The 24,974-nt window shown below is 64.4% G+C and carries 23 protein-coding genes; 18 read left to right on the top strand and 5 right to left on the bottom strand.

The genetic code is table 11. The features are described 5' to 3' along the window. Positions 1-155 precede the first annotated feature (155 nt). The 6 genes from CTR55_RS19165 (at position 156) to CTR55_RS19140 (ending at position 5,545) form a co-directional block, all read left to right on the top strand. The gene (locus CTR55_RS19165) at positions 156-1,097 is read left to right on the top strand and encodes a helix-turn-helix domain-containing protein (protein ID WP_296288445.1); all 942 of its coding nucleotides are present in this window, start codon (positions 156-158) and stop codon (positions 1,095-1,097) included. Between the two features lie 373 nt (positions 1,098-1,470). Further along, positions 1,471-2,526: an alanine/ornithine racemase family PLP-dependent enzyme gene (locus CTR55_RS19160; protein WP_363711300.1), complete on the top strand. Its 1,056-nt coding sequence runs from the start codon at positions 1,471-1,473 to the stop codon at positions 2,524-2,526. A 48-nt stretch (positions 2,527-2,574) separates the two neighbouring features. Beyond that, positions 2,575-4,047 carry an arginine-ornithine antiporter gene (arcD, locus tag CTR55_RS19155; protein WP_296288443.1) on the top strand — a complete coding sequence of 491 codons (1,473 nt, stop codon included), beginning with the start codon at positions 2,575-2,577 and terminating at the stop codon, positions 4,045-4,047. A 208-nt stretch (positions 4,048-4,255) separates the two neighbouring features. Further along, the gene (locus CTR55_RS19150; RefSeq protein WP_296288440.1) at positions 4,256-4,690 is read left to right on the top strand and encodes a hypothetical protein; all 435 of its coding nucleotides are present in this window, start codon (positions 4,256-4,258) and stop codon (positions 4,688-4,690) included. A gap of 151 nt (positions 4,691-4,841) precedes the next feature. Next, positions 4,842-5,039: a hypothetical protein gene (locus CTR55_RS19145; RefSeq protein WP_296288439.1), complete on the top strand. Its 198-nt coding sequence runs from the start codon at positions 4,842-4,844 to the stop codon at positions 5,037-5,039. A gap of 104 nt (positions 5,040-5,143) precedes the next feature. After that, positions 5,144-5,545, top strand: coding sequence for a GFA family protein (locus CTR55_RS19140; protein ID WP_296288438.1), 402 nt, complete (start codon positions 5,144-5,146; stop codon positions 5,543-5,545). Positions 5,546-6,035: 490 nt separating this feature from the next. Here CTR55_RS19140 and CTR55_RS19135 read toward each other — a convergent pair whose 3' ends face one another. Next, positions 6,036-6,929: a LysR family transcriptional regulator gene (locus CTR55_RS19135; protein WP_296288436.1), complete on the bottom strand. Its 894-nt coding sequence runs from the start codon at positions 6,927-6,929 to the stop codon at positions 6,036-6,038. 102 nt (positions 6,930-7,031) lie between these two features. Here CTR55_RS19135 and CTR55_RS19130 point away from each other — a divergent pair, with 102 nt between their 5' ends. The 5 genes from CTR55_RS19130 (at position 7,032) to CTR55_RS19110 (ending at position 11,123) form a co-directional block, all read left to right on the top strand. Further along, the gene (locus CTR55_RS19130) at positions 7,032-7,799 is read left to right on the top strand and encodes a sulfite exporter TauE/SafE family protein (RefSeq protein WP_296288435.1); all 768 of its coding nucleotides are present in this window, start codon (positions 7,032-7,034) and stop codon (positions 7,797-7,799) included. Positions 7,800-7,991: 192 nt separating this feature from the next. After that, the gene (locus CTR55_RS19125) at positions 7,992-8,504 is read left to right on the top strand and encodes a ProQ/FinO family protein (protein WP_296288432.1); all 513 of its coding nucleotides are present in this window, start codon (positions 7,992-7,994) and stop codon (positions 8,502-8,504) included. A 501-nt stretch (positions 8,505-9,005) separates the two neighbouring features. Continuing rightward, a complete protein-coding gene (locus CTR55_RS19120; protein ID WP_296288431.1) occupies positions 9,006-9,479 on the top strand; it encodes a phage antirepressor in 474 nt (157 codons plus the stop codon). Between the two features lie 126 nt (positions 9,480-9,605). Further along, the gene (locus tag CTR55_RS19115; RefSeq protein WP_296288430.1) at positions 9,606-10,529 is read left to right on the top strand and encodes a glyoxylate/hydroxypyruvate reductase A; all 924 of its coding nucleotides are present in this window, start codon (positions 9,606-9,608) and stop codon (positions 10,527-10,529) included. Positions 10,530-10,631: 102 nt separating this feature from the next. Continuing rightward, positions 10,632-11,123 (top strand): DinB family protein, encoded by a 492-nt coding sequence (locus CTR55_RS19110; protein WP_296288428.1) that lies wholly within the window; start codon positions 10,632-10,634, stop codon positions 11,121-11,123. A gap of 136 nt (positions 11,124-11,259) precedes the next feature. Here CTR55_RS19110 and CTR55_RS19105 read toward each other — a convergent pair whose 3' ends face one another. Continuing rightward, complete coding sequence (locus CTR55_RS19105) at positions 11,260-12,474, bottom strand: MFS transporter (RefSeq protein ID WP_296288427.1); 1,215 nt, start codon at positions 12,472-12,474, stop codon at positions 11,260-11,262. Between the two features lie 272 nt (positions 12,475-12,746). Here CTR55_RS19105 and CTR55_RS19100 point away from each other — a divergent pair, with 272 nt between their 5' ends. Both CTR55_RS19100 and CTR55_RS19095 read left to right on the top strand, forming a co-directional pair. Further along, a complete protein-coding gene (locus CTR55_RS19100; RefSeq protein WP_296288426.1) occupies positions 12,747-13,139 on the top strand; it encodes a GFA family protein in 393 nt (130 codons plus the stop codon). A gap of 129 nt (positions 13,140-13,268) precedes the next feature. Then, on the top strand, positions 13,269-15,206 hold the full coding sequence (locus tag CTR55_RS19095) for a tyrosine-protein phosphatase (RefSeq protein WP_296288424.1): 1,938 nt from the start codon (positions 13,269-13,271) through the stop codon (positions 15,204-15,206). 879 nt (positions 15,207-16,085) lie between these two features. On the opposite strand, the gene CTR55_RS19090 is transcribed toward CTR55_RS19095, so the two are convergent. Together CTR55_RS19090 and CTR55_RS19085 are read right to left on the bottom strand one after the other, a co-directional pair. Further along, entirely contained in the window at positions 16,086-17,087 is a 1,002-nt protein-coding gene (locus CTR55_RS19090; RefSeq protein WP_296288422.1) for a helix-turn-helix transcriptional regulator, read from the bottom strand. Positions 17,088-17,282: 195 nt separating this feature from the next. Then, complete coding sequence (locus tag CTR55_RS19085; protein ID WP_296288420.1) at positions 17,283-18,791, bottom strand: winged helix-turn-helix domain-containing tetratricopeptide repeat protein; 1,509 nt, start codon at positions 18,789-18,791, stop codon at positions 17,283-17,285. A 107-nt stretch (positions 18,792-18,898) separates the two neighbouring features. On the opposite strand from CTR55_RS19085, the gene CTR55_RS19080 reads away from it, so the two are divergent. Next, on the top strand, positions 18,899-19,114 hold the full coding sequence (locus CTR55_RS19080) for a hypothetical protein (RefSeq protein ID WP_296288419.1): 216 nt from the start codon (positions 18,899-18,901) through the stop codon (positions 19,112-19,114). 457 nt (positions 19,115-19,571) lie between these two features. On the opposite strand, the gene CTR55_RS19075 is transcribed toward CTR55_RS19080, so the two are convergent. Beyond that, positions 19,572-19,907 carry a hypothetical protein gene (locus tag CTR55_RS19075; RefSeq protein WP_296288417.1) on the bottom strand — a complete coding sequence of 112 codons (336 nt, stop codon included), beginning with the start codon at positions 19,905-19,907 and terminating at the stop codon, positions 19,572-19,574. A gap of 116 nt (positions 19,908-20,023) precedes the next feature. Here CTR55_RS19075 and CTR55_RS19070 point away from each other — a divergent pair, with 116 nt between their 5' ends. The 4 genes from CTR55_RS19070 (at position 20,024) to CTR55_RS19055 (ending at position 24,938) form a co-directional block, all read left to right on the top strand. After that, on the top strand, positions 20,024-20,671 hold the full coding sequence (locus CTR55_RS19070) for a TetR/AcrR family transcriptional regulator (protein ID WP_296288414.1): 648 nt from the start codon (positions 20,024-20,026) through the stop codon (positions 20,669-20,671). Between the two features lie 78 nt (positions 20,672-20,749). Beyond that, on the top strand, positions 20,750-21,532 hold the full coding sequence (locus CTR55_RS19065) for an efflux RND transporter periplasmic adaptor subunit (protein ID WP_296288413.1): 783 nt from the start codon (positions 20,750-20,752) through the stop codon (positions 21,530-21,532). Then, complete coding sequence (locus CTR55_RS19060) at positions 21,529-22,845, top strand: HlyD family efflux transporter periplasmic adaptor subunit (RefSeq protein ID WP_296288411.1); 1,317 nt, start codon at positions 21,529-21,531, stop codon at positions 22,843-22,845. Before CTR55_RS19065 ends, CTR55_RS19060 begins: the two co-directional genes overlap by 4 nt. After that, a complete protein-coding gene (locus tag CTR55_RS19055) occupies positions 22,842-24,938 on the top strand; it encodes a biotin/lipoyl-binding protein (protein ID WP_296288467.1) in 2,097 nt (698 codons plus the stop codon). The genes CTR55_RS19060 and CTR55_RS19055 overlap by 4 nt, the downstream gene beginning before the upstream one ends. The last annotated feature ends 36 nt before the right edge of the window (positions 24,939-24,974 follow it).

Genomic DNA, 24,974 nt, shown 5'->3' with positions numbered 1-24,974 from the left:
CCAGCGTCGTGGGAGCGCGAGGCGCCAGTTCAGCAAGAGAGCGGGGCGCCGCCAACCCTGCAAATGCACTGGGCAATCGATGTAGGCGCGCCAAAGTCAGCTGCGTAGAATCGGCCGATCATCCTGTCACCGGCTCGGGAAGGGCCCGCGACAACATGCAACTCGCAACGCTGTCCTCTCTGCTATTGGCATGGCACCGACTCTCCGCACAGTCGACGCTGGAGAGTTTCCGCAGCAGCGCCCTGGCGTTGCTGGAGGAGCACCTGCCCATCAGCGCCGCGTGGTGGGGAGTGGCGCACTTGCGAGGTGGCTCACCCCAGGTGCTGCAGAGCTATCTGCATCGACTCCCCGCCGGATTCGCCGATGACTGGCTCTGCAGCGCCGAGCTCGACGAGTTGGCGCACACCGTCATCGAGCATCCCGGCGTCACGGTGCGTTACAGCAGCTACGAGGCGCCGGAGGACTTCGACGCGAGCTACGGCATTGCGTCAGCCCTGTCGACGGCGATACCCGTGCGGGACACAGGGCTGGTGCATTTTCTATCGATCTACCGCGACGACTCGCTACCGCTGTTCACCGAAGACGACCGCGCGTTGGTCGAGTTGCTGATTCCCCATCTGTTCCTGGCCGAGGAGAAGCAGGCGCTGGCCACGTCGCCAAGCGAGCAGGCCAATGCCCGCCAGTTGACCGCAACCGTGAGCAAACAGGCTTGGCTGGAGCAGGCCACGCCCGCTTTCTGCCAGGTGCTGATGGCGGAGTTTCCCGAGTGGTTTGGCGGGCACTTGCCCAGTGCGCTGCTCGGTATGGTTCATCTCGGTGCAGGGGAGTGGCAGGGGCGCACGCTGGATGTCTCGGTCTCCCAGGGCGAGGACGGAAGCTGCCACCTGAGCCTGCAGCTGCGTGTCAGCCTGGGGCTGACACGCCGGGAGGAAATGGTGGCGCGCGCGTATGCGGCCGGTGGCTCACACAAGGAGATCGCCCGCGACCTCGGGCTCAAGCCGGCCACGGTCCGGGGCTACCTTCAGCAGTGCTATCTGAAGCTCAATGTCTCGAACAAGATCTCGCTGGGAGAGGCACTGCGCGGTGATGCCGGGTAGGCGTTCATCGCGCCGGCGAGGGCTGATTTTCCCTTGACGCTTGAACTTCTTTCCGACCTACCTGGATTGCCTTTTCGCAGTACAGCATGAAACGGAATTAGCAGAGCCCGACTTGGCGTGCGCCTGAAAACCATTGTTTGGCGTCAATATTTGGAATTGGGGATATTGCTGCAAATCAAGTCGCCGCACAGTCGCACTATCACGACAAAAACAAGAGAGTAATCTTCTTCTCATCAACATAGCCTGTCGCCCTTGGCAACCAAGTGGACAGACTCAGGCGACCTGACCACCTCCCTCCTGGCCCGGCCACCCATCAAAGTAACCAGCTTCTCATGTAAGGAGACTGACGATGAGAGCCTAGGACTTTCCGTGCCTGTTCGTCAACCTGGCAGTCATTCGCGACAACACCCGCGCAATGATCGAACTTTGTCGAGAACATGGCGTTGAACCTATTGGTGTAAATAAACTGAGTTGCGAAGCGGCGAATGTCGCCAAGGCGATGATCGAAGGCGGCGTCAAAACCATCGCTGACTCCAGAATTCAGAACCTGAAGAAGATTGCCAGTTTGCCGGTCGATAAACTATTGCTGCGCCTTCCGCAAATAAGCATGACGCACGAGATAGTTGCCTACGCCGATATTTCCCTGAACTCCGAGGAACATACCCTCCGTGCGCTTTCCGCCGCGGCGGTGGCCCAGCACAAGAAGCACCGGGTCATCCTCATGCACGACCTGGGCGACCTGCGCGAAGGCTGCATCGACCCGAGGGAAACCAAACGTCTGGCTCGCCTCGTCCACGAGGAGCTGCCGGGCCTTGTGCTGGAAGGGCTGGGCGCCAACCTCGCCTGCTACGGCGGGGTGGAGCCCAGTACCGAGAACCAGCAAGTGCTGGTCGACCTGGCCCGGGAAATCGAGGAAGAACTCAACATCCGCTTGCGCACCATCTCCGGTGCCAGCTCCTCCGCGTTGTTCCTGCTCATGAATGGTGGGCTGCCCGAAGGGGTGAACCAACTGCGCCTCGGCGCCTCGCTGATCATGGGCTTCGGCCTGAATGACGAGCCCATCCCCAATACCCGCCAGGATGCCGTGAAAATTGGCGTGGAAATCATCGAACTGAAAGACAAACCCTCCGTTCCGGAACACTCCACGGCACTGGATGCGATGGGTAGAAAACCTGTTTTCGAAAATCTCGGCGTACACCATCGTGCTCTTGGGGCGATTGGTGAACAGGATGTTTCCTTTTCTCAACTAAGACCGCTTGACCCAGGCGTAAAAGTCCTCGGAGCCAGTTCGGATCATCTGATACTGGATGCCACCCACTCCAAGTCGGGGTACCAGGTCGGAGATATTGTCTACTTCTCCCTTGGATACAGTGGCGTATTGCAATGCATGACCTCCGAATATGTCGGAAAGCAGTACGGCTACTTCTAACTGACACTTGGGAACACCTCCCGCTTTATATGGTTAAGGAGAAATTCCATGACCGTTGACACAAGTAAACCCATCTCGGCAGCCACGACTGCCCAGACCGAAGGCAAACTCAAACTTCCGGCCCTGACCGCACTGGTCGTCAGTGCGCTGGTCGCTGCCGGTGTATTTTCCCTACCGCAGAACATGGCAGCCAAGGCCGGTGCCGGCGCCATCCTGATCGGCTGGGGCATTACCTTTGTCGGCATGCTGATGCTCGCCTTCGTCTTCCAGACCCTGGCCAACCGCAAGAGCGAAGTGGAAGGCGGTGTCTATGGCTATGCCCGCGCCGGCTTCGGCGAGTACATGGGCTTCAACTCCGCCTGGGGCTACTGGATTTCCGCGTGGATCGGCAACGTGTCCTACTACGTGGTGATCTGCTCGGCGCTCGGCTCCTTCGGCGCTCTCGGCTTCTTTGGTGACGGCACCACGCTGTCTGCGCTGATCATCAGCTCGATCCTGCTCTGGGGCCTGCACTTCCTGATCTGCCGGGGCGTACAGACCGCCGCGCTGCTCAACCTGATCGGCACCGTCGCCAAGCTGGTTCCGCTGGTCATGTTTCTCGTGCTGGTCGCCGTCGCGTTCAAGGTCGAAACCTTCAAGATCGACTTCTGGGGCAACGCCACTCTCGGCTCGGTGATGGACCAGGTGAAAGGCATCATGCTGGTGACCACCTGGGTATTCATCGGTATCGAGGGCGCCTCGATGTATTCCGGGCGCGCCGCGAAAAAATCCGATGTCGGCAAGGCCACCATGATCGGCTTCTTCGTCTCCATCCTGCTGTTCGTCGCGGCTTCGGTACTGTCCCTGGGCGTGCTTTCGCAGCCGGAACTGGCGCAACTGAAGAACCCCTCCACGGCCGGTGTACTGGCCGCTGCCGTCGGCCCCTGGGGCGCCGCGCTGATGAACATCGGCCTCATCGTCTCCGTGGGTGCCGCGCTGCTGGCCTGGACCCTGCTGTCGGCCGAAACCGCCTATACCGCCGGTAAGGACGGCACCATGCCGAAGTTCCTCGGCAAGGAAAACGCCAGGAAGGCGCCGGTCAATGCCCTGTTGCTCACCAATGGCCTGACCCAGCTGTTCCTGATCATCGCCCACTTCGAGCAGGCCGGTTACCTTGCGCTGCTCCTGCTGGCCACCTCGATGATCCTGATTCCGTACTTCCTCAGCGGCCTGTATGCCCTCAAAGTGGCGCTGCAAAAGGACGGTTACGAAGCCGGTGAAGGCCGCGCGATTACCCGCGACATCGTCATCGGCGCCCTGGCCACTCTCTACGGCGCCTGGCTGGTCTATGCCGCCGGCCTGGAATACCTGCTGTTGTCGATGATCCTCTACGCGCTAGGCATCGCCTTCTACATCTGGGCGCGGAAAGAGAAGGGCGCACAGATCTTCAAACCCGTGGAAGTCGTCCTGGCGCTGTCAGTCGTGTGTGCCGGCGTCTATGCGACCTATCTGCTGTCGACCGGGGCACTGTCCCTCACCTGACCCACTCGCGGCCCAGGACAAAAAAGGCGAAACCAGGTGGCTTCGCCTTTTTTTCGTTCCAATCACACAGGCATGTGCGCTGTGGGGGCGGAAGCTGCCTCTCGTCAGGGGCTGCTATCGCCCAGGAGCGGACATTGAACACAGCGCAAACATGGCACCTGTGCTTCACTCGCCAACTTGTCAGCACTTCTCGCTGGTCGGTAGAGAAATGTCCAACTCAGCCCGAATCACCTTGCTGCTTCTCGCGTGCGCCATCGGAGGCTATTTCGCAATCCTCGGGGTCACGTTCACTTTTGCTGTCGAGCCGCAGACTTCACGGAGCGCCATTGCTGTCTGGATGGCGATGGCGGTCGTATTCAGCCTACCTGTTTGGCTTCCGGCGATTGTCCCGGCGCGTCTGAGCCGGCTGCATGTCTTCGTTCGGCGAACTTGCATGATCCTGCTGTGTTTCCCTACTCAGCTGTATGCGAGCACCGTCCTCCATCAACTCGTCCGTATTCATAGCCACCAGGAGAGCAACCCCACCGTTCTTGTTGAGGGGCTGTCTCTGACATCTGCCTGCTTAATGGCGATGGCGCTACTGGTAAAAAGTGATGCCTTGCGCTTGTTTGCGTGGTTGCGACAGCCAAAGCAAGCGCGCTGAGTGTTGTCGATGCGAGGGCCGTCCGCTTTGGGTCGGTAGCGGCCTCTCGTCAGAGGCAAAAATCGACCAGAAGCGGGCGGCCACCGCCGATCACCTCAAAGCTGAGCTTTACTCCATTCGCCCACTTGGAAATCACGCACCTAGATATCAGATGGACTTCCTCGAAGACTTCATACTCAGCTATCTGGCACACCGCATCGGTGTCCGCTTATTGCGCTTTCTGAGCGGTGGCCGGTTCAGGGGAGAAAGCGGCTTCGCCTGGGGCTGGGCAGTCGTGGTCGGCGGCTTGGTTCTATTCGCTCCATTCGTAGCGTTCATTACCTGGCTCATTTATCGCAGCGCCCATTGAGCGGGCGTCCGCTATGGGTCGTTAGCGGAAGTATGGGAACGTCAGTTCGACATGCGGCAACGCTCTATTTAAGCTGCCGCTCCCATTCAAGGATCGATGGCGAAATGTCTGAAGTTTTCCAAGGCAGCTGCTTGTGCAGAGCTGTCAGGTATGAAGTGGCAACGCCACCAAAGGCTGTCAGCCACTGCCATTGCGGCCAGTGTCGGAAAGGCCACGGTGCGGCGTTCGCCAGCTACGGTAGCGTGCCGCGCGGTGATCTACGGATCGTGGCCGGCAACGATGAGCTCAAGCCCTACTCATCGTCGGCAGGGGTCACACGCCAGTTCTGCGCCAACTGTGGTTCGTCCCTGTTCTGGTCAAAAAGCCAAGGGGATTTTTCCGATTGGGTTTCGATAGCCCTTGGCACGTTGGACACGGCCTTCATGCCGTCCAGGCAGAAGCATGTTCATGTCAGCAGCCAAGCTTCCTGGTTCGTGTTTCAAGACTCCTGGCCCAAGAGCACCTAACCGGTTCGACAGACAACCAACGCCCAGAAGCGGGCGGTCAGGTCGTTTCGTCGTTTGCATGGCTATCAATATCCAATCACGTCCTGAAATCCAAGGATTTCTGTGAGTGATTTTATCTTCCTGGATGGCGTTATGCAGATTTTTCTAAGCCACTTGGGGAAGTTGAAAGTTCGCACACATATTGCTGTCGCCATCTTTGATGCCGGTATCCCCTTGAGCCATCCTGATTCTGCGGCTGAGAAGTCCGCTCAGAGTCGGTAGCATCCAAAGGTTCCCCTTCGCTGGCAAGCCAACAAGCGCCAGTGCAAACCTAAAGCGTCGCAACACCCCGACAGCAGAATGGCAGTGCCCGACATGCCCCGCGCGTTTGCGATACGCAGGGGTGAAATTCCGCCAGCGGGCGGGCCAGCCGTTCCGGGGGGGCTCGGGATTCGCTCGATGCCGGGTAAGGCATACCTCTAGCGCACCCATCCAGCTTCCGTCTCTGGGCCTAGCCTGCATCATCGCCCCTCATCACCTGCACAAACTGCCTCGCCATTTCCCGCTTCCCGCGTGCGCACGCCAATGCCACGGTGGTGATGCAGCCCTTATCTTCCAGCGGCACGAACACCACCGACTCATGGGCCAAGGCGCGCATGCTCTCGGGCAATAGCGCCACGCCAAAACCGGCCTGGATCAATTGCAACTGAGTGGTCTTGCGCGACACCACTTGCGCAGCACGGGGAAAGAAGCCGGCCTGCATGCACAGCGCCGCGGACTGATAGCTCAGGCCGCCACGCTGGCCGTGGGGGATGGAGATGAAACGCTCTTCGCAAAGCTCGCCCAATTGCACGCTAGCCAGCTGCGCGCGCGGGTGTTGCGCCGCAACGGCGAGGTACAGGGGTTCCTCGAACAGCGGGTGAATATCCACGCCATCGTGTTGGCGCAGCACCGGCAAACGCAGCAAGCCGATATCGAGATTGCCTTCGGCGATGTCCTGCAGTTGGGCTTCGGAAGACTGCTGGGCGATTTCAAGGGAAACATCGGCGTTGTCGTTCAAATAGGCACCGATGCGCTCCAGCAACAGGCCGGTAATGGGCACGGTGCTGGAGTGGTTGAGGCGCAGGCTGCCGCGCAGGCCCTGGCCAACTTCCCGGGTCAGGCGCTCGGCTTTGTCGAGATCGGCCAGCAGCTTGCGGGCGCGGTCGTAAAAGGCTTGGCCACCGGGCGTCAGCCTTGGTTGGCGCGCGGTGCGCTCGAACAGCGGCGTGCCCAGGTGCTGCTCCAGCTCCTTGATCTGCCGGCTGAGGGCGGACTGGGCGATAAACAGATGCTCGGCGGCGGCGGTAAAGCTCCCGTACTCGACAATGTCGACGAAGTAACGCAACTGGCGAATGGAGGTCATGGTGCAATCTCTTTTTGAGATGGCTGCTGGCAATTTTGCATATTAGTCGGCATGGCTTCGTCTTGGCTAACCTGTGCCCCTACCTTCACGACGGGTTTCCCCATGCTGGCTTCGGTTCTTGCGTTGCTGCCTTTCTCCACCATCGATTGGCTGGTCATCGGGCTGGGTATCGCCGCGGCCTATGTGGTGTTTGGCATTGCCGGTTTCGGCACGGCGCTGGTAGCCGGGCCGGTGCTGATTCACTTCATGCCGCTGTCGCGGATCATCCCGCTTTTGGTATTGCTGGATTTCATCGCCGCCTTTGGCAACTGGCTGCCCGCGCGCAAGGCGGTCGCGCGAAACGAACTGCTGCGACTGCTGCCGTGCATGGCCGTGGGCTGCACCGCGGGCGTGGTGTTTTTGCTGCAGCTGAAGTCCGCTGTGTTGCTGTTGTTGATGGGGCTGTTCGTGAGCAGCTATGCGCTCTATAGCCTGGCGGTGAAAGCACGGCCCGAGCAATTGAATGCCTGGTGGGCGCTGCCGGCGGGCACGCTGGGCGGATTGTTCGGTGCCTTGTTTGGCAGCGGAGGGTTTCTCTATGCGCTGTACCTGAATGCGCGGCTGGCCTCCAGCGAACAGGCCCGCGCCACCCAGAGCGCGCTGATCAGTTGCAGTACGGTGGTGCGGCTGGGGCTGTTCCTGTTGGCCGGGGTGTATGCCGACAGCGCTTTGCTGATGCTTGCGCTGGCGTTGTTGCCGGTGATGGGGGTTGGCCTTTGGGCGGGGCGACGGCTGATGCGGCGGCTGTCCCGCGAGGCTTTCATACGGTTGGTGACCTGGTTGGTGTTGGCCAGCGGATTGACGTTGATTGGCCGCTATTTCAGCTTGTAGCGGCACCGAGGAACCAGAGGCGCCGTGATCACTCCAAGGGCTTGCGCGCGGTCGTCATAGGCGCTGATCGCGGCACGGTTTTCAGCCAGCCATCGGGAAATCAGCGACGATTTATCCTGATTCAGGTGCTCCGAAGGGCTGCATCGAATAACCTTGTGCCTCGCCATCAACCTCGAAGCTGTGAATTGAACAATGGGTTTTGAACAACTAGCTGAGCTACGTGACCGCCTGCGGGCTGAAAAAGAGCAGGTAAAGACCGATAGCGCGGTGCGCCCCAAGCGGAAATCCCCGCCACAGGCGAAGCCTCGTGAGCAGGACCCCGCGGTGGAAGCAATCTGGCGATTGCAGAAGCACTTTCCAATGGCCTTCCCGGTCAATCCGGCCCCCAAGGTTCCGCTCAAGGAGGGCATTTTCAAGGATGCCGAGCTGCACCTGGAGCTGCTTGGCGTCACCAGCGAACAGCTCAAGCTGGGCATCGCTACCTGGTGCCGGGGCGCTCGATACTGGGCCTGCATGGTGGAGAATGCGCCGCGCCTGGACTTGAACGGTCAAGCGGTGGGCACCGTGACGGCAGCCCAGGCGCAGTATGCGAAGCAGCAAGCGGCGCGGCAGCGCAGCCAGGACCGACGAAATCGTTCGAAGGCCAAAGCCAGCGCTCCAGCGGCACCTGCCGCCGATCCGGCGGTGGAGCAGACCGCGGACTGAACCCAGTACGCGCAGCATCTTGTCGCCCACTACGCAAAACGCTGGCAAGGCGCGTGGGCGACAGGGTGCCCGCGCGCTCGATGTGCCGGCTGGACGTCGGGCGGCTGACAGCTGATCGCTGCCCGATACGACGGTCCGCTTCGGAGCGGAAGCGGACCGTACCTTCCCGTTGCAGCCTCCTGCGGGATAAAGCGCCCTGGTAAACGCCAAGCAGTCCTCGCTTGACCGGCGCAAACCTTCCCCATAACCTCGCCCGGCCCCTGTGAAAGCGACAGGGGAACGGGTTTGGCGACCTGTCTCAACCAATCACGCGACCTGCGCTGACAGGCCCTGCACCGTATTTTTGCGGGTGCAGTGTTTTGCTATGGCGGGCCGTGCAGGGAGACCTTCGGGTCTGCCGGATGATGGTTGCCGGTTCGCCAACCCTGCACGGTTTCGCCTCCCAATCTGTTTGGCGACGGATGAGGAGGCTCCCATACACAACCATCTGGGTCAGCTTCCATGGACGACATCTACGTTCCCACTGTTTTTCACCGCTACAACCGCTCCCTGCGCGGCGTGCTGATCGACAACCAGCCCTGGTTGGTCGCCCGCGAGCTGGGCTATCTGATTCGCGAGCGGGTCGACGCCTATGTCCTGCGAATGGATGAAGATCTTTTCCGCGAAGCGCGCCTGGTGACGGGCAGCGGGGAGGAAGACGTGCTGCTGGTCAGTGACTATGGCGCTTTCTACGTGCTGAACCGTTTTCGTGACCCTGAGCATCGGGCGTTGCGCCAATGGCTTACGGGCCATGTGCTGCCGGTTCTCAGGGATCAGGGGCGGGCGGCTGTGGGCCTACCCAAGCGTCTGCAGGCCAAGGGGGAAGGGCGGCCGGTGGCGGTGCTGGATTGGCAGGGCGAATATTGGGTACCAATGGCGGACGTGCCGAAACTGATGCGCGAAGAGCGGCGCGGCAGATGGTGGCGCAGGGAGTAAGGGAGGGTCTTGGGGGCGCCAGGCGCTTCGGTCTGCGGGCCCGCAGTCGGCTGCCCGTGGTGTTCCTCGTGCTGGCCGGCTGGTTAACTGGCCGGACGTGCGAAGAACAAGAGCGAGGAACAGGACGTGATCTTTCTTTACAACGCCGAACCCGAACACGCGGACAAATGGCGAGCCCTGCTGGCCGCCCAGATACCCGACCTTGAATTTGTCGAAGGCTTCGAGGCGGTCGACCCGGCGCGTGTCACCTACCTGCTGACCTGGAAGGCGGTTGCCGATTTAGAGCGCTACACCGGCCTGCGCGTGCTGTTCGCGGCGGGCGCCGGGGTGGATCAGTTCGATCTGGCGAAGATCCCCGAATCGGTGGCGCTGGTGCGCATGGTCGACGAGTCCCTGGCGGACATCATGGCCGAGTTCGTGGTGATGTCGGCACTGGCGCTGCACCGCGAAATGCCGGCCTACCGCGCCGCCCAGGCGGCGCAGGTATGGGAGCCACTGAGCATCCTCCCGGCTGCCACCAGCCGGGTCGGCGTGATGGGCCTCGGCCAACTGGGCCAGGCCTGCCTCGCGCAGCTGCGTCACCTGAAGTTCCAGCTGCTGGGTTGGAACCGCTCCGCGCGGCAGATCGACGGGGTGAAGACCTACACCGGCCCCGAGGAGCTGCCGAGCTTCCTGGCGCAGTGCGACATCCTGGTCAACCTGCTGCCGCTGACCGACAGCACGCGCGGCCTCCTCAACCGCGAAACGCTGGCGCAACTGCCCAGGGGCGCCGGGCTGATCAACGTCGGCCGCGGCGAGCATGTGGTGGAGGCTGATCTGGTCGCAGCGCTGGACGCGGGGCAGGTCGGCGCGGCGATTCTCGATGTGTTCCAGCACGAACCGCTGCCCGAGGGCCATCCGTTGTGGTCGCGCCCACAGGTGTGGGTCACCCCGCACATCGCCAGCACCATGCAGGTGGAAGGCGGTGCGGCGGTGGTGGCGCAGAACATCCTGCGCGACCTGGATGGCCGCGAGCTGCTGCACACCGTGGATCGCCAGGCCGGTTATTGAGGCTGCATAACAGCCGGCGTGCTGGGTGGCGCCGGCTAGCTTGCCGGGCAGCGGGTTGCGCTACAGTGCGCCACCGCTTTCCACTGAGAAGGAGTTCCTTCGATGCTGCCCCAGGCTTTCGCCTACAAATGCTGGTCGGACCGCAGGGTGCTGGATGCCGTCGCTCTGATCGACCCCGAGAAGTTTCCCGATGAGTACGCCTTCGCTCTTCAGCAGCTCAACCACCTGGCGATAGTCGAGGACCTGTTCCGCGCGCGGTTGAACGGCGAGGCCGACCCGCACCCGGCGACCAACACCCAGGCGGTGCCCGGTTACGACGAGTTGCGCGAGCGCCTGCTGAGGTCTGGCCAGTGGTACGTCGAACAGCTCGCCGTGCTGACGCCGGAGTGCGCGCAGGAAGTCATCCGCTTCCGCTTCACTGACGGGCGCAGCGGCAGCCTGACCCGCGAGGAAATGTTCTTCCACGTCCTCAATCACGCCACCTACCACCGAGGCTCCATTGCCCGCGCGCTGGACCAGGCCGGCGTGGCGCACCCGGCCGATACCTACACGGTATTCGTGCACGCCACCCAGCCGGAGCGCCGCGAGGGCTGACGAGCCGGCAGGCCATCTCGTCGATGCTGAACCACGGTGACTGCCGCGAGCCGCGTTGTACGATCCATCATTCCTGCCCGCGCACGAACGGCCGGGCGAAGGGCCTGCCGCCGGCGCGGGGCCGGCGGCAGGAGGGTTACGCTTTCTTCTTCGTCGAGGGCAGCAGGATGGTCAGGCAGCCCAGCAGCGGCAGGAACGAACACAGCTTGTAGACGTATTCGATGCCGTGGATATCGGCCAGGTGGCCGAGGAACGCCGCGCCGATGCCGCCGAAGCCGAACATCAGGCCGAAGAACACCCCGGCGATCATGCCGACGTTGCCCGGCACCAGCTCCTGGGCGTAGACCACGATGGCGGAGAAGGCCGAAGCGAGGATGAAGCCGATGATCAGGCTGAGCACGCTGGTCCAGAACAGGTCGACGTAGGGCAGCGCCAGGGTGAAGGGCGTGACGCCGAGGATGGAGAACCAGATCACCGCCTTGCGGCCGATGCGGTCGCCCACCGGGCCGCCGAAGAAGGTGCCGGCCGCTACCGCGCCGAGGAAGCCGAACAGGTAGAGCTGCGAGCTGGCCACCGAGAGGTCGAACTTCTCGATCAGGTAGAAGGTGTAGTAGCTGGTGAAGCTGGCCATGTAGAAGTACTTGGAGAACACCAGCAGCGCCAGCACCACCAGGGAAGCGGTGACCCGGCCCTTGGACAGGCCATGGGTGGCCACGCCGCCGGCTTTCAGCTTGAACAGGTTGAGGTGGCTGCGGTACCAGCGGCTCAGGCCCCAGAGCACACCGACGAGGAACACCGCGAACAGGCCGAAGAAGGCCACGTTGCCCTGGCCGTAGGGAATGATGATGGCTGCCGCCAGCAGCGGGCCGAAGGCGCTGCCGGCGTTGCCGCCGACCTGGAAGGTGGACTGCGCCAGGCCGAAGCGCCCGCCCGAGGCCAGGCGCGCGATGCGCGAGGTTTCCGGGTGGAAGGTCGAGGAGCCGATGCCCACCAGTGCCGAGGCCAGCAGGATTGCCGGGAAGCTGCCGACGAAGGCCAGCATGAGGATACCGACCAGCGTGCAGACGCTGCCCAGCGGCGCCAGCCAGGGCTTGGGATGGCGATCGGTGTGGTAGCCGACCCAGGGCTGCAGCAGCGAGGCGGTGAGCTGGAAGGTCAGGGTGATCAGGCCGACCTGGGTGAAGCTCAGGCCGTAGTTGGCCTTGAGCAGCGGGTAGATCGACGGCAGCACGGCCTGGATCAGGTCGTTGACCAGGTGGGCGAGGGCGCAGGCGCCGATCACGCGCATGACCAGGGGGCTGGCCTGGCTGGCCACGGACGGCGTGGCCAGGGGGGAGGCGGTGGTAGACATGGGACTCCGGGGCAGCAAGGTAGGGCGCGCGGGCAGGGCGCGCCGGGTTCTTCGTGTTGGGTGGCCTATGCTAGGCGTGGCGCAGACGGCTGTCTCACGCAATCCGGACGAGGAATATCGCGAAACGGCCAAATCGGCGGGGGCGGGCCATAGCCGCGGTCGGTTGACAGGACCTGTGGCTGGGATGGCAAGGTCAAAAGCCGCATGAGCCGGAAAGTCGAGTCTGGCCCACCACCCTCTCCCCAGCTCCAATCCATCAAGGAGGCACGAGCATGGACAAGATCACCGGCGGCTGCCTGTGCGGCAGTGTGCGTATCGAGGCCTCTGGCCAGCCTTACCGGGTCGGCATCTGCCATTGCCTGGATTGCCGCAAGCACCACGGCGCGCTGTTCCACTGCTCGGCGATCTTCCCTGAGAGCGCCGTACACATCGACGGCGAAACCCGCGAGTACGCCGGGCGCTACTTTTGCCCGCGCTGCGGTTCCTCGGTGTACGGCCGCAGCGGCGACGAAGTGGAGGTGAACCTCGGTTCGCTGGACGCCCCCGACCAGTTTCAGCCCACCTACGAACTGTGGACCTGCCGCCGTGAGGCTTGGCTGCCGGCGTTCCCTGCGAAGCACCGTTACCCGCGCGACCGCGAGTCTTCCGGGCGCCGCGAAGACTAGCCGCACGGACAGAAAACGCAGCCCACGGACAGATCGCGCGCCCATTTGCGCAGGGCGCGCCACTGTCACATTCGGGTCCCCGAGCGCCACCGATAGTAGCCCCGCCAACAAGCTCAAAGAGGCTACATCGTGTTTCATCGAGTCTTCTATTCACTGTCCCTGCTCAGCCTGTCCATCGCCTGTGCCCACGCGGCCGAAACCTACACCCTGGACACCCCGCGGCTGGCCGGCATCGACAACTTCCGCGACATCGCCGGCACCACCACCGCGTATTTCACCAGTACAGCGGGCACCACCAGCGACGGCGTGATGCGCTCCGGGGTGTTCTATCGCTCCAACGCGCTGACCCCGAAAGGTTCGGACCTGGCGACGCTCAACAGCCTGGGCATCAGCGACGTCTATGACCTGCGCACCAGCAGCGAGATCGCCGGCACGCCGGACACCCTGCCGGCTGGGGCGACCTACCACAACATCGACATCATCGGCAGCACCACTTCCGGCGCCAACGTCACCAACATCTCCTTCACCAGTGCCGCCCAGGCCGTGGCGATGATGGAGCAGACCAACCGTGCCTTCGTCAGCGACGCCGGCATGCGCAGCCAGTTCACCGAGCTGTTCAATGAACTGGCCGGAGCCGACGGCGCGGCACTGTTCCACTGCACCGCCGGCAAGGACCGCACTGGCTGGACCGCCGCCGTGCTGCTGAGCATCGCCGGGGTCGACAGCCAGACCATCATGGACAACTACCTGGCCACCAACGACTACACCGCAGCACGGGTCAAGGCGACCCTGGCGATGCTGCCGGCGAGCATGGCGGCCATCTACGAGCCGCTGCTGGGCGTGCAGGCCAGCTTCCTGCAGGCGGGCCTGGACGAAGTCACCGCGCAGTACGGCAGCATGGACAACTACCTCAAGGAAGGCCTCGGCCTGTCCCAGGAAACCCTCTACGTGCTGCGCGGCAAGATGGTCTACTACAGCACCCTGCCGGGCGTCGCAGGCCTCTCCGGCAACGCCGCCGCCGGCGCACAGTTGCTGACCCAGTTGCAGAACAGCAGCCTCTCCGGCGACTACACCGCGTACAACTACTACCTGCAATCGGCCATCGACGCCGGAACCCTCGGCGGCGTCGAGTCCACCGTCGGTGGCCAGGTGCATGCCGATGCGGCCAGCTACCTGCTGCGCCAGGCTGCACTGATCGACCGCGCCGCGGCACCCTACGCCAGCGGCGTCGACCTGAAGACCGGGCAGACCCGCCTGTGGAGCACGGCGCTGGCCGGCTACCAGGGCAACTCCGCCACCTCGAATGCGCAGAGCAGCAACGAGCATACCCAGGGCATGCTGATCGGCGTGACCCAGCGTTTCTCCGAGCAGCTCAGCGGCAACGCCGGCTTCGGCTACAGCAAAGGCAGCGTTGGTGGTGCCGGTGGCGACGTGGACACTGACCTGACCTTCCTGCGTGGCGGTGCGCGCTTCGCCCTCGATGGCCTGGAACAAGGCCTGTTCGTCGACGCCAACCTCAGTTACGGCTGGCTCGACTACGACAGCAAGCGCGATATCGGCGGTGGCCTGGGCAAGGCCAAGGGTGACACCAGCGGCAGCCTCAGCGGCGCCAGCCTTGCGCTGGGCTATCGCACCGCCGTCTCCACTGTGACCCTGGAGCCGAGCGTTGGCCTGCGCTACAGCCATCTCGACCTGGACGGCTTCCAGGAGAAGGGCAGCGAGCTGGCGCTGGATGTCGACGATGTCAGCGAGAACCGCCGCAGTGCCTACGCCAACCTCAAGGCATCCTTCGCCCCGGCGGCGCTCGGCAGCGGCTGGCAGATGGTGCCGGGCCTGGAAGTGGGCTACGACCACGCGCTGGGTGACTACAAGGTCGACAGCGAAGGCCACCTGCTGGGCCTGGATATTTCCCAGCAGGCCGCCTTCGACAACCGCGACCAGTTCAGCGGCGCGTTCAGCCTGACCGCCAGCCAGGGCGAGTTCAGCGTCGGCGCCGAAGTGGGCGCGCTGGGCGGCAGCGGTAGCCACGGCGCCAGTGGCAGCCTGAAGGCCAGCTACCAGTTCTGATCGGCACCGTGCTGCAAGAGCGGCCCGTCGCGGAATTTGCGGTGGGTCGTTTGCATGCAACGAGTAGGGCGCGTGGATGGAGATATTCGCGAGCAAGCTCGCTCCTACGAAGAGCCAGACACCCTGTAGGAGCGAGCTTGCTCGCGAACCGAAGCCGGTCGAATCATTACCGGCGAGCGAGTAGGGCGCATAACGCCAACGGCGTTATCCGCCATGGCGGTTGGCGGATAACCCGTTCCGGGTTATGCGCCCTACGCAGCTGATCGGCACCGTTTGCATGCAACGAGTAGGCGCGTGGATGGAGATATTCGCGAGCAAGCTCGTTCCTACGAAGAGCCAGACACCCTGTAGGAGCGAGCTTGCTCGCGAACCGGAGCCGGTCGAATCATTACCGGCGAGCGGGCAGGGCGCGTAACGCCAACGGTGCTATTCGCCATGGCGGTTGGCGCATAACCCGTTCCGGGTTATGCGCCCTACGCAGCTGATCGGCACCGTTTGCATGCAACGAGTAGGCGCGTGGATGGAGATATTCGCGAGCAAGCTCGCTCCTACGAAGAGCCAGACACCCTGTAGGCGCGAGCTTGCTCGCGAACCGAAGCCGGTCGAATCATTACCGGCGAGCGAATAGGGCGCATAACGCCAACGGCGCTATTCGCCATGGCGGTTGGCGGATAACCCGTTCCGGGTTATGCGCCCTACGCAGCTGATCGGCACCGTTTGCATGCAACGAGTAGGCGCGTGGATGAAGATATTCGCGAGCAAGCTCGCTCCTACGAAGAGCTAGACACCCTGTAGGAGCGAGCTTGCTCGCGAACCGGAGCCGGTCGAATCATTACCGGCGAGCGAATAGGGCGCATAACGCCAACGGTGCTATCCGCCCTACGCGGTCACCGGCAAGTTCCGGCGCAGGTCGGCCGGGCTCATGCCATAGGCGTTCTGGAAGTACTGGCAGAAGCGCCCGACGTTGCTGAAGCCCAGGGCCAGGGAGATCTCGCTGACCGACTGCGCGCCATCCTGCCGCAGCGCGTCATAGGCACGTTGCAGACGCACTTCGCGCTGGTAGGCAACGATGGAACTGCCGACGAAGCGGCGGAAACCGTCCTGCAAGGCGCGCAGGCTGACATGGGTCAGTTCGGCCAGGTCACTGCCGCTGACCATCACATCGGGCTGCTCCTGAATGGAGTGCTGGATGAAGTCCATGGCCAGCTTCACATGGCGCGGAGCGATCTGCGGGGCAGGGCGCTTGAGCGCGTCACTGTAGTTGTGCGGCCAGATTTCCAGCACCGAATCCACCAGCATTTCCTGCAGGCGCGCCGGCATCAGCGCGCTGGAATTGATCAGCAGGTCGAACTCGTTGCCGGTGGCCAGGGCGACGATCGCCTTGATGCCCTGGAAGGCCTCGTTACTCAGGTCCACGCGCGACTGGAAGCGCACTTTATGGCTGATCGGTCGGCCCAGCAGTGTCGCCAGGCGCTTGGCGAACAGCGAGCGGCGTACCGACAAGCCGTGGTGCGCGTGGCCGTCGATGAAGCCCACCGAGCTTACCGAGGCCTTCTCCATGGCCAGACCGACGCTGGGAAGGCCGACGCTGTCGCTGGACTGGTTGAAGACGATGCGCCCGGCACTGGGGAAGATGAAGGTGATCTCGTCGTCCAGGTCCGGCATTGCGCTCAGCAGGTCGCCGTGAAAGCTCAGGCGGCGAAAGCTCACGCCCTCGTAGCGGCCATAGACCCCACCGATGGCGATGGGCTTTTCGGGGCGCGGCAGCCCCGAGTAGAGGTTGCCGAACATCCTCGTGTAGAGGTCGCCGAAATCGTCGGCGGTCATGTTTTCCGAGCGGATCAGGAACTGCTTGCGGGAGGTGCTGGTGTCTACCGTCATGGTCCGTCTGCTGGCAGCGCCGGGGGCGAGTGGTGGGCGAGCACGTTAGCCGGCGTGGATGACAACTGCGTGTCGATGGCCGCGATGGCGGATAACCCGTTCCGGGTTATGCGCCCTACGGGGCCATTCGTGGGGGCAGGAGTAGGGCGCATAACGCTCCCAGCGTTATCCGCCCTACGGGGGCCATGCGCGTGCTCAGTCGGGCAGGCCGGCCTTGCGGAAGCCTTCGACGAAATGTTCGCGCACCGCCCCATCGCGCAGGGGCTCGGTCGCCACCCAATGGCGGATGGTGAAGTGGGGATTGGTGACCAGGAAGAACTCGGTTTCCGCGCGCGCCTCATCCAGCCGGCCCAACTGGGCCAGGCTGGCGGCGAGGAAGCGCCGCGAGCTGCTGCGGTAGGTCTCGTCGCGGCGCAGGGTCTGGACGGCGCCGAGGTAGTCGCGCGCCGCGTACTGCGCCTGGCCGAGGGTCAGGTAGTACCAGCCGGCGGGGAAGGGGTTGAGGCGAAAGGCCCGGCGGATGTGCTCCAGGCCCTCGTCGATGCGCCCGGCCAGTACCGTGACGTCGGACAGCGCCGTCCAGGCGTCGGCATCGTTGGGGTCCAGTTCGAGCGCACGCTGGAACTGCGCGTCAGCTTCCGCATACTGGCGCTCGTAGGTCAGCAGGTAGGCCAGGCTCCAGCGGCAGCCGGCATCGTTGGGGTCGATGGCCACGGCCTCGCGCGCCTGCGCCAGGGCGGTTTCGCGTTCGAGCGGGGTCGGGCCGCCGCTGTGTATCCAGCCCATCCAGTGGTTCATCGCCAGCCAGCGGCGCGCCTCGGCGTACTGCGGGTCGAGGGCGATGGCGCGGCTCAGCATCAGGTGCGCTTCGCGCGCGGCGAGCGGTGAATCGTCCATCAGTTGGCGGGCGCGCACGCACAGTTCGTAGGCTTGCAGATTCCGCGGCCGATTGCGCGGCAGCGGCGTGCGCAGGTGGCCGAGCAGGGCCTGGATGATCTGCCCGGTGAGCTGGTCCTGCAGGTCGAAGAGGCCTTCAAGCCGGCTCTCGAAACGCTCGGCCCAGACGTGCTCGCCGGTGCTGGCGTCCACCAGTTGCGCATTGATCCGCACCCGCGCCTCGGCACGCCGGGCGCTGCCTTCGAGCAGGTAGCGCACGCCCAGCTCGCGGGCGATCTCGCGCACGTCCATGGCCTTGCCCTGGTAGGCAAAGGCCGAGGTGCGGGCGATGACGAACAGCCCGCCGACGCGGGACAGCTCGGTGGTCAGGTCTTCGCTCAGGCCGTCGGCGAAGAAAGCCTGCTGCGGGTCGTCGCTGAGATTGATGAAGGGCAGCACGGCTATCGAGGGTTCTTCCGGCAGCGCCGGTGGCATACGCGGCGTGTCCGCCAGTCGCTGTACGGCGCTGCTGAAGCGGTAGCCGACACGGGGCACGGTGGTGATCCACGAGCGGCCGTCCGGCGCGTCGCCGAGCACCTTGCGCAGTTGCGCGATCTGCACGGTGAGGTTGCCTTCCTCGACCACCAGGCCCGGCCAGGCGGCGTCCAGCAGTTCGGCCTTGGTGCAAATCTCGCCCGAGCGATCCAGCAGGGCTTGCAGCAGGTTCAGCGCGCGAAAGCCAACGGCGACAGGGGTGTCTTCGCGCTTGAGCGTGCCGGCAGGGCCGTCCAGCACGAAGGGGCCGAAAGCCAGACGGGATCGCTGCATGACGCCCCCTTTGCAAGTTTTTGCAAGTGTTTGGCGCCGCTTGAGGACGGCGCTACGCGTGACCGCCATGCTCGGCCCCATGAGGCACGAGTTGAATGGAGGTTGCCATGAACGATACTCCCCGCCTGCTGCTGTCGGAAGCTTCGCACCGGCCACTCAGCCTGCCGGCCTTGCTGGAACTGCTCGCGCTCTGGCAGGCGCGAAGCCGGGTTCGCGGCCAGCTCGCCAGCATGGCCAGGGCCAATCCGCACCTGATCGAGGACATCGGCCTGACACGCCGCCAGGTGGCGCTGGAGGTCGCCAAACCGTTCTGGCGGGCATGAGTGGTATTGCGAATTTCCTGAACGATCGTGCAAGTTTTTTCCTACAAGCTAGTGGCGGTCTGCTACCCTCGCGGCCAGTCGATCACGGGTGCGCCAGGGCGTCGCATGGTCGGTAAGGGCAAGCCTTGCCGCTGGCGTGCCGGCGCCTGGCTGCGCCCTGCATCGGTCATCACCCATAAGCTGGCGCTGTCATTGCAGCGCTGGGGCAGAGTAGGGTGCTGCCGCATCAGGAAAAATTCATATTTGATTAGGCTGACATCAGTCATCGCTGATGTTTGATCGTTAGAGCGCCAACCTCCCGCTGCCGAGGATTATCCGCATTGCACGCGCCGCCAATCTGTAGGAGCGAGCTTGCTCGCGAACAAGGCCGGCGCGCTGCCTGTGGGCAGCGGAATGAGCACGGCTTGTCCTGCCCGCCCATGAACCCATGTAAGGCGCCTGAAAGGTGTCCGTCGCCTCAACAGCAGGACATGGCACAGGCGATGAAAGCAGTGGTCAGCGTAGTGATCGTCAGCCCCACCAGGAAAAGCGTGTCGGCGAGGCGCTCCAGGCGGTGGTTGCGTTGCAGTTTACGGGTGCGCAGGCCGAAGTAGGCGGCCAGGGTGGTGGCCAGGTAGATCACTGTGTTCAGCGCGAGCATGTCCTGGCCGATCAGGTCGACGCGGTGCTGGCCGACGATGATGCGCAGGATGCCCACCACCGTCAGGCACACGCCGACCATGGCGCCGGAGGCGGCGAAGATGTGCACGCAGATATCGTCGTCCAGTTGCGCAGTGTGGCTCTTGTGGCTCATGGCGGGTCTCCCGTGCCGGACGCTGCGGTTCATCCGCTCGCCTTGCCGGCCTGAATGTGGCTGCCATGATAGGTAGGACACGGCGCTTGCTGTACTCGCTTTCCCGGTGGCCCCAGGTGACCCGAAAAACAGCGGAAAATCAGCCAGATAGTCGGCGCCTGCCACGGCAGGCGCGGGCGCTGGAGAAGATCGAACTCATATTGGAGGCGTCGCGGCGCATCCTCGAGCGTCATGGCCTGGAGGGTTTCACCACCAACCATGTGGCGGAACTGGCGGGGGTCAGCGTCGGCACGCTGTACCAGTACTTCCCCAACAAGGAACGCATCCTCGACGAACTGGCCCAGCGCGAACTGGTGGCGCTGGCGACAGGCATCATGGGCGCGCTCACCGGCCGCCCGCCGGAAACGCCCGGTGAACGCATTCGCGCGGTGATTCACGCTGCTGTCAGCGCCTACGGCGGGCGCACTGGCGCGCACAAGGCACTGATGCATTACCTGCTGACCCGTGGCGGCGGCAGCCCTTTGCCGGCCTTGCGCGGCAGCATCATGACCCACCTGGTCAGCCATGGCCTGGTCGACCACGACCAGCAATTGCGCAAACTCGACGAGGCAGAGGTGTTCGTCCTTGCCCACGCCGTCGGCGGTGTTCTGCGTGCCCTGCTGGAAGACCCAGAGGCTCTGGCACCGGGGCGGCGCGAAGGCATCGAGGAAGCGCTGGTGCAGTTGGTGCTGGGCTACTACCGGCGCTCCGCCGGGAATAAATAGTGGCAGAGTGCTCTGCAGATATTTCCTACAGGTCAGCGCTCACATAGACTCCGCGCTTCGTATCGAGGAGGGCGAGGGATGCGCAGGCAAGTGGCGTGGGGAATCTGGGGAATGCTGGCCTTGGCGGTCGGTGTGCAGGCGGCCGAACCGCTGACCGATCCGTTGTTGCCGGTCACCGAGGGTGGCCCGGGCGCGACGGTGGGCAGGGACGTGCGCGGCGTGCTCTATGCCCGCGGCCAGGCGATGCTGTCCAGCGAGCTGGCTGGGCGGATCCTCGAGATGCCGTTCGCCGAAGGCCAGGCCTTCAAGAAGGGCGATGTCCTGGTGCGCTTCGATTGCTCCGCCTACCAGGCCCAGTTGAATGCTGCCCAGGCGGGCGTACGGGCGGCGGCGGAAGAGCTGTCGCACAACCGCAAGCTCGCCTCGCTGAACTCCGTGGGACGTTATGAAGTGGCCCTGGCGGAGGCCAAGCAGGCCGAAGCGCAGGCGCAGGCTCAGGTCTATCAGGTGCAGGTGCGCCGCTGCGGCGTGCAGGCGCCCTACGATGGCCAGGTGGTGCAGCGCAAGGCACAGCCCTTTGAAAGTGTCGCCAGCGGCGCTCCGCTGCTGGAGATCGTCGACAACCGCAGCCTGGAAATCCGCCTGCTGGTGCCGTCGCGCTGGTTGTCGAAGCTCAAGCCGGGCGAGCATTTCAGTTTCACCCCGGACGAGACCGGCCAGCCGCTGCAGGTCGAGATCAAGCGCCTGGGCGCGCGCATCGACGAAGCCAGCCAGACGTTGCTGCTGATCGCCAGCGTGCCGCCCACCGCCGGCCTGGTCGCCGGCATGAGCGGTACCGCGCAGTTCGCGGAGAGCCCATGAACGCATCGGTCGGCGGCGCGGAGCGGGTCTTCGCCCTGTTCCTCGGCCTGGAGCGCCAGGCGCGCCAGGCCGCCAGCACCGAGCAGTTGGCCTTCGCCATGGTCAACGACGGCCAGGCGCTGTTCGGCTTCCATCATGCGGCGCTTCTGATCGCCGGCAAGGTGCGTGCGCTCACCGGCGTCAGCGTGGTCGAGCCGAATGCGCCGTTCGTGGCGTTCGTCGAGCGCGCCAGCGGGCAGTTGCAGGCCAAGGGTGCGCACACGGAGCCGGGCATGGTCGAGCCTGACGCGCTGGATGAGGCCTGCCGGAGTGACTGGCAGGCGCTGTCGGTTGCTCAGGCGTATTGGTTGCCGTTGAAGAATCGCGCCGGTGAGGTTTTTGGCGGGCTGTGGATCGCCCGGGGCCAGCGCTTCATCGAAGCCGAACAGGCCCTGCTGACCCAGTTGGGTGACACCTACGCCCATGCCTGGCTCGCCTTGCAGCCGGGCAAACCCTGGCGTTTGCGCTGGCCGAAGAAGAAGCTGCTGATGGTGGCTGGCGCGCTTTGCCTGTTGCTGCTGTTGCCGGTGCGCCAGTCGGTGCTGGCCCCGGCCGAGGTGGTACCAAAGGGTGGTCGGGTGGTCGCCGCGCCACTCGATGGGGTCATCACGGAATTCCTGGTCAAACCCAACCAGCCGGTGGTTGCCGGCGACCTGCTGGTGCGTTTCGAAGCCACCAGCCTCAAGGCTCAGGCGGATGTCGCCGAGCGTGCCCTCGGGGTTGCCGAGGCCGAACTGAAATCGAGCTCTCAGCGCGCCTTCACCGATGCCGAGTCGAGTGCGCGCATTGACCTGCTGGCCGCGCGTGTCGAACAGAAGCGCGCGGAACTGGACTACGCCCGGCAACTGCTGGCGCGCAGCGAGGTGCGCGCCGATCGCGCCGGCATCGCGGTGTTCGCCGACGCCGAGCGTTGGACGGGCCGCCCCGTGCAGACCGGCGAGCGGTTGATGCAGATCGCCGACCCGGCGCGAGCCGAACTGCGCATCGAACTGCCGGTCGGCGACGCCATTGCCCTGCAGCCTGGCGCCGACGCCGCGCTGTTCCTCGACAGCGATCCGCTGAACCGTTACGACGCCCGCCTCGAACGCTCCGCCTACGAAGCCCAGGCCACGGCAACGGGGCAACTGAGCTACCGCCTGGACGCCAACTTCCTCGATGCCGTGCCGCGCATCGGCCTGCGCGGTACGGCCAAGCTCTCGGGCGAGCGCGCTCCCCTGGCTTATTACCTGCTGCGCCGACCACTGGCGGCGTTGCGCCAGAGGCTCGGTTTCTGATGCTGCCAGCGCTGCGTCCCGACCTGAGCCTGTCCGCGGCCGCGCCGAACTTCGACGGCTCGCCGCAATGGACCCTGGCCGACTCCTTGCGCGGGCGCTATTTCAAGCTCGGCGCCGACGCTGTGCGGCTGTTGCAGCACTGGGCGCTGGGCGACCCGCAGCGGGTGCTGGCAGCGGCCAACGCCGAGCCTGGCGGGCGGCTGGGCGAGAGCGAGCTGGAAGAGATGCTGCGCTTTCTGCGCGGCCACGACCTGATCGCTGCCGTCGATGCCGAGCAGCGCGCCAGCTATGGATTCAAGGCCGCCTCGATGCGCCAGAGCCTGTGGCAGCGCGTACTGCACCAGTACCTGTTCTTCCGTGTGCCGTTATGGCGTCCGGATGTTTTCCTCAATCGCGCCTGGCCGGTACTGGCGCGCAATGGCGACTGGCTGTTGCGCTGGGGCTTGCCGGTGCTGCTGTGCCTGGGGTTGTTCCTGGTGGCTCGCGACTGGGATCGCTTCCTCTCGACCTTCCCGCACCTGTTCAGTTTCGGCGGGGCGCTGGCTTTCGGCGTTGCCTTGACCTTCGCCAAGCTCTGCCATGAGTTCGGCCATGCCTTCATGGCCAAACGCGCCGGCTGCCGGGTACAGAGCATGGGGCTGGCCTTCATGGTGCTGCTGCCGATGTTCTACACCGACGTCAGTGACGCCTGGCGCGTCAACGACCGGCGCTCGCGGCTGCTGATCGGTGCCGGAGGCGTACTCGCCGAGCTGGTACTGGCGGTGCTGGCACTGCTCGCCTGGTCGCTGTTGCCGGACGGGCCGGCGCGAACGTCGGCGTTCATGCTGGCCAGCGCTACCTGGATCACTACCTTGGCCATCAACCTCAACCCATTCATGCGCTTCGACGGCTACTTCCTGCTCAGTGACCTGTGGGGCGTGGAGAATCTGCAGGCGCGCGCCTTCGCGTTGTGCCGCTGGCGTCTGCGCGAGACGCTATTTGGCTATGGCGAGCCACGTCCGGAACCCTGGTCGCCGACCATGGCGCGGCGCCTGCTGGTGTGGGGCTATGGCTCCTGGCTGTGGCGGGCAGTGCTGTTCTTCGGCATCGCCCTGGCGGTGTACCACCTGTTCTTCAAGGTGCTGGGCATCTTCCTGATGCTGGTGGAGCTGGTCTGGTTCATCGGCCTGCCGATCTGGCGGGAGCTGCGCGAATGGTGGCAGCGCCGCGACCAGGCGGAGACCGGTAAAGTCCTGCTGACCGGGGGTGGCATGCTGCTGGTGCTGGCGCTGCTGATACTGCCCTGGAGCGACTCGGTGGACGTTCCGGCGCTGCTCGAATCCTCGCATACCAGTGCCTTGCACGCGCCGGTGGCGGCGCGCCTGAAGCAGCTGTACGTCAAGGACGGGCAGGCCGTGGCGCAGGGCGACCTGCTGCTGGAACTGGAGTCTCCGGACCTGGATTCGCGCCAGGCCATCGCCCGCCGCCAGATCGAGATCCTCCAGTTGCAGCTGCGCCGCCAGGCGGGGCGCAGCGAAACCGTGGCTGACGCCGGCATCCTCGAACAGCAACTGGCCGAGGCGGTGGCCGAGTTCCGTGGTTTCGCTGCCCAGCGCGAGCGTTTGCAACTGCGAGCACCACAAGCGGGTGTCGTGCGCGACGTGCTGCCTGATCTGTACCCGGGGCGCTGGCTCAAGCCCGCCGACCCGCTGGTGCGTATCGTCGAGCCCGGCTTGCGCCTGCGCGGCTACCTGGCCGAGGACGACCTCTGGCGAGTGGAGGCGGGTGCCGACGGCCGTTTCATTGCGGACGACCCGGCCCGTTCGGCTCTGCCGGTACGCCTGGACGACGTCGACGCCAATGGCGTGGCCTTCCTCGCACTGGAAGCGCTCAGTTCCGACCACCAGGGCCCGATCGCCGTTCGCCGGGATAGCCAGCAACGTGCCGAGCCGGTGCAGGCGCAATACGGCGTGCGCCTGACTCTGCTCGAACCCCCGGCGGAGTTCACTCAGCCCATCCGGGGTGTGGTGGTACTGAACGGGCGCGGGCAATCGATACTCGGTTACGCCTGGCGCCGGCTGGCGGCGCTGGGTGTGCGCGAGAGCGGGTTCTGAGTCGGCGCCATTCATCTTCCTCCCGGAACAAGGAGC

Source organism: Pseudomonas sp., assembly GCF_002796985.1.
Taxonomy (GTDB): Bacteria; Pseudomonadota; Gammaproteobacteria; order Pseudomonadales; family Pseudomonadaceae; genus Pseudomonas.
Note: the sequence above shows the minus strand (reverse complement) of the source record. Positions and strands in the feature narration are given on the sequence as shown.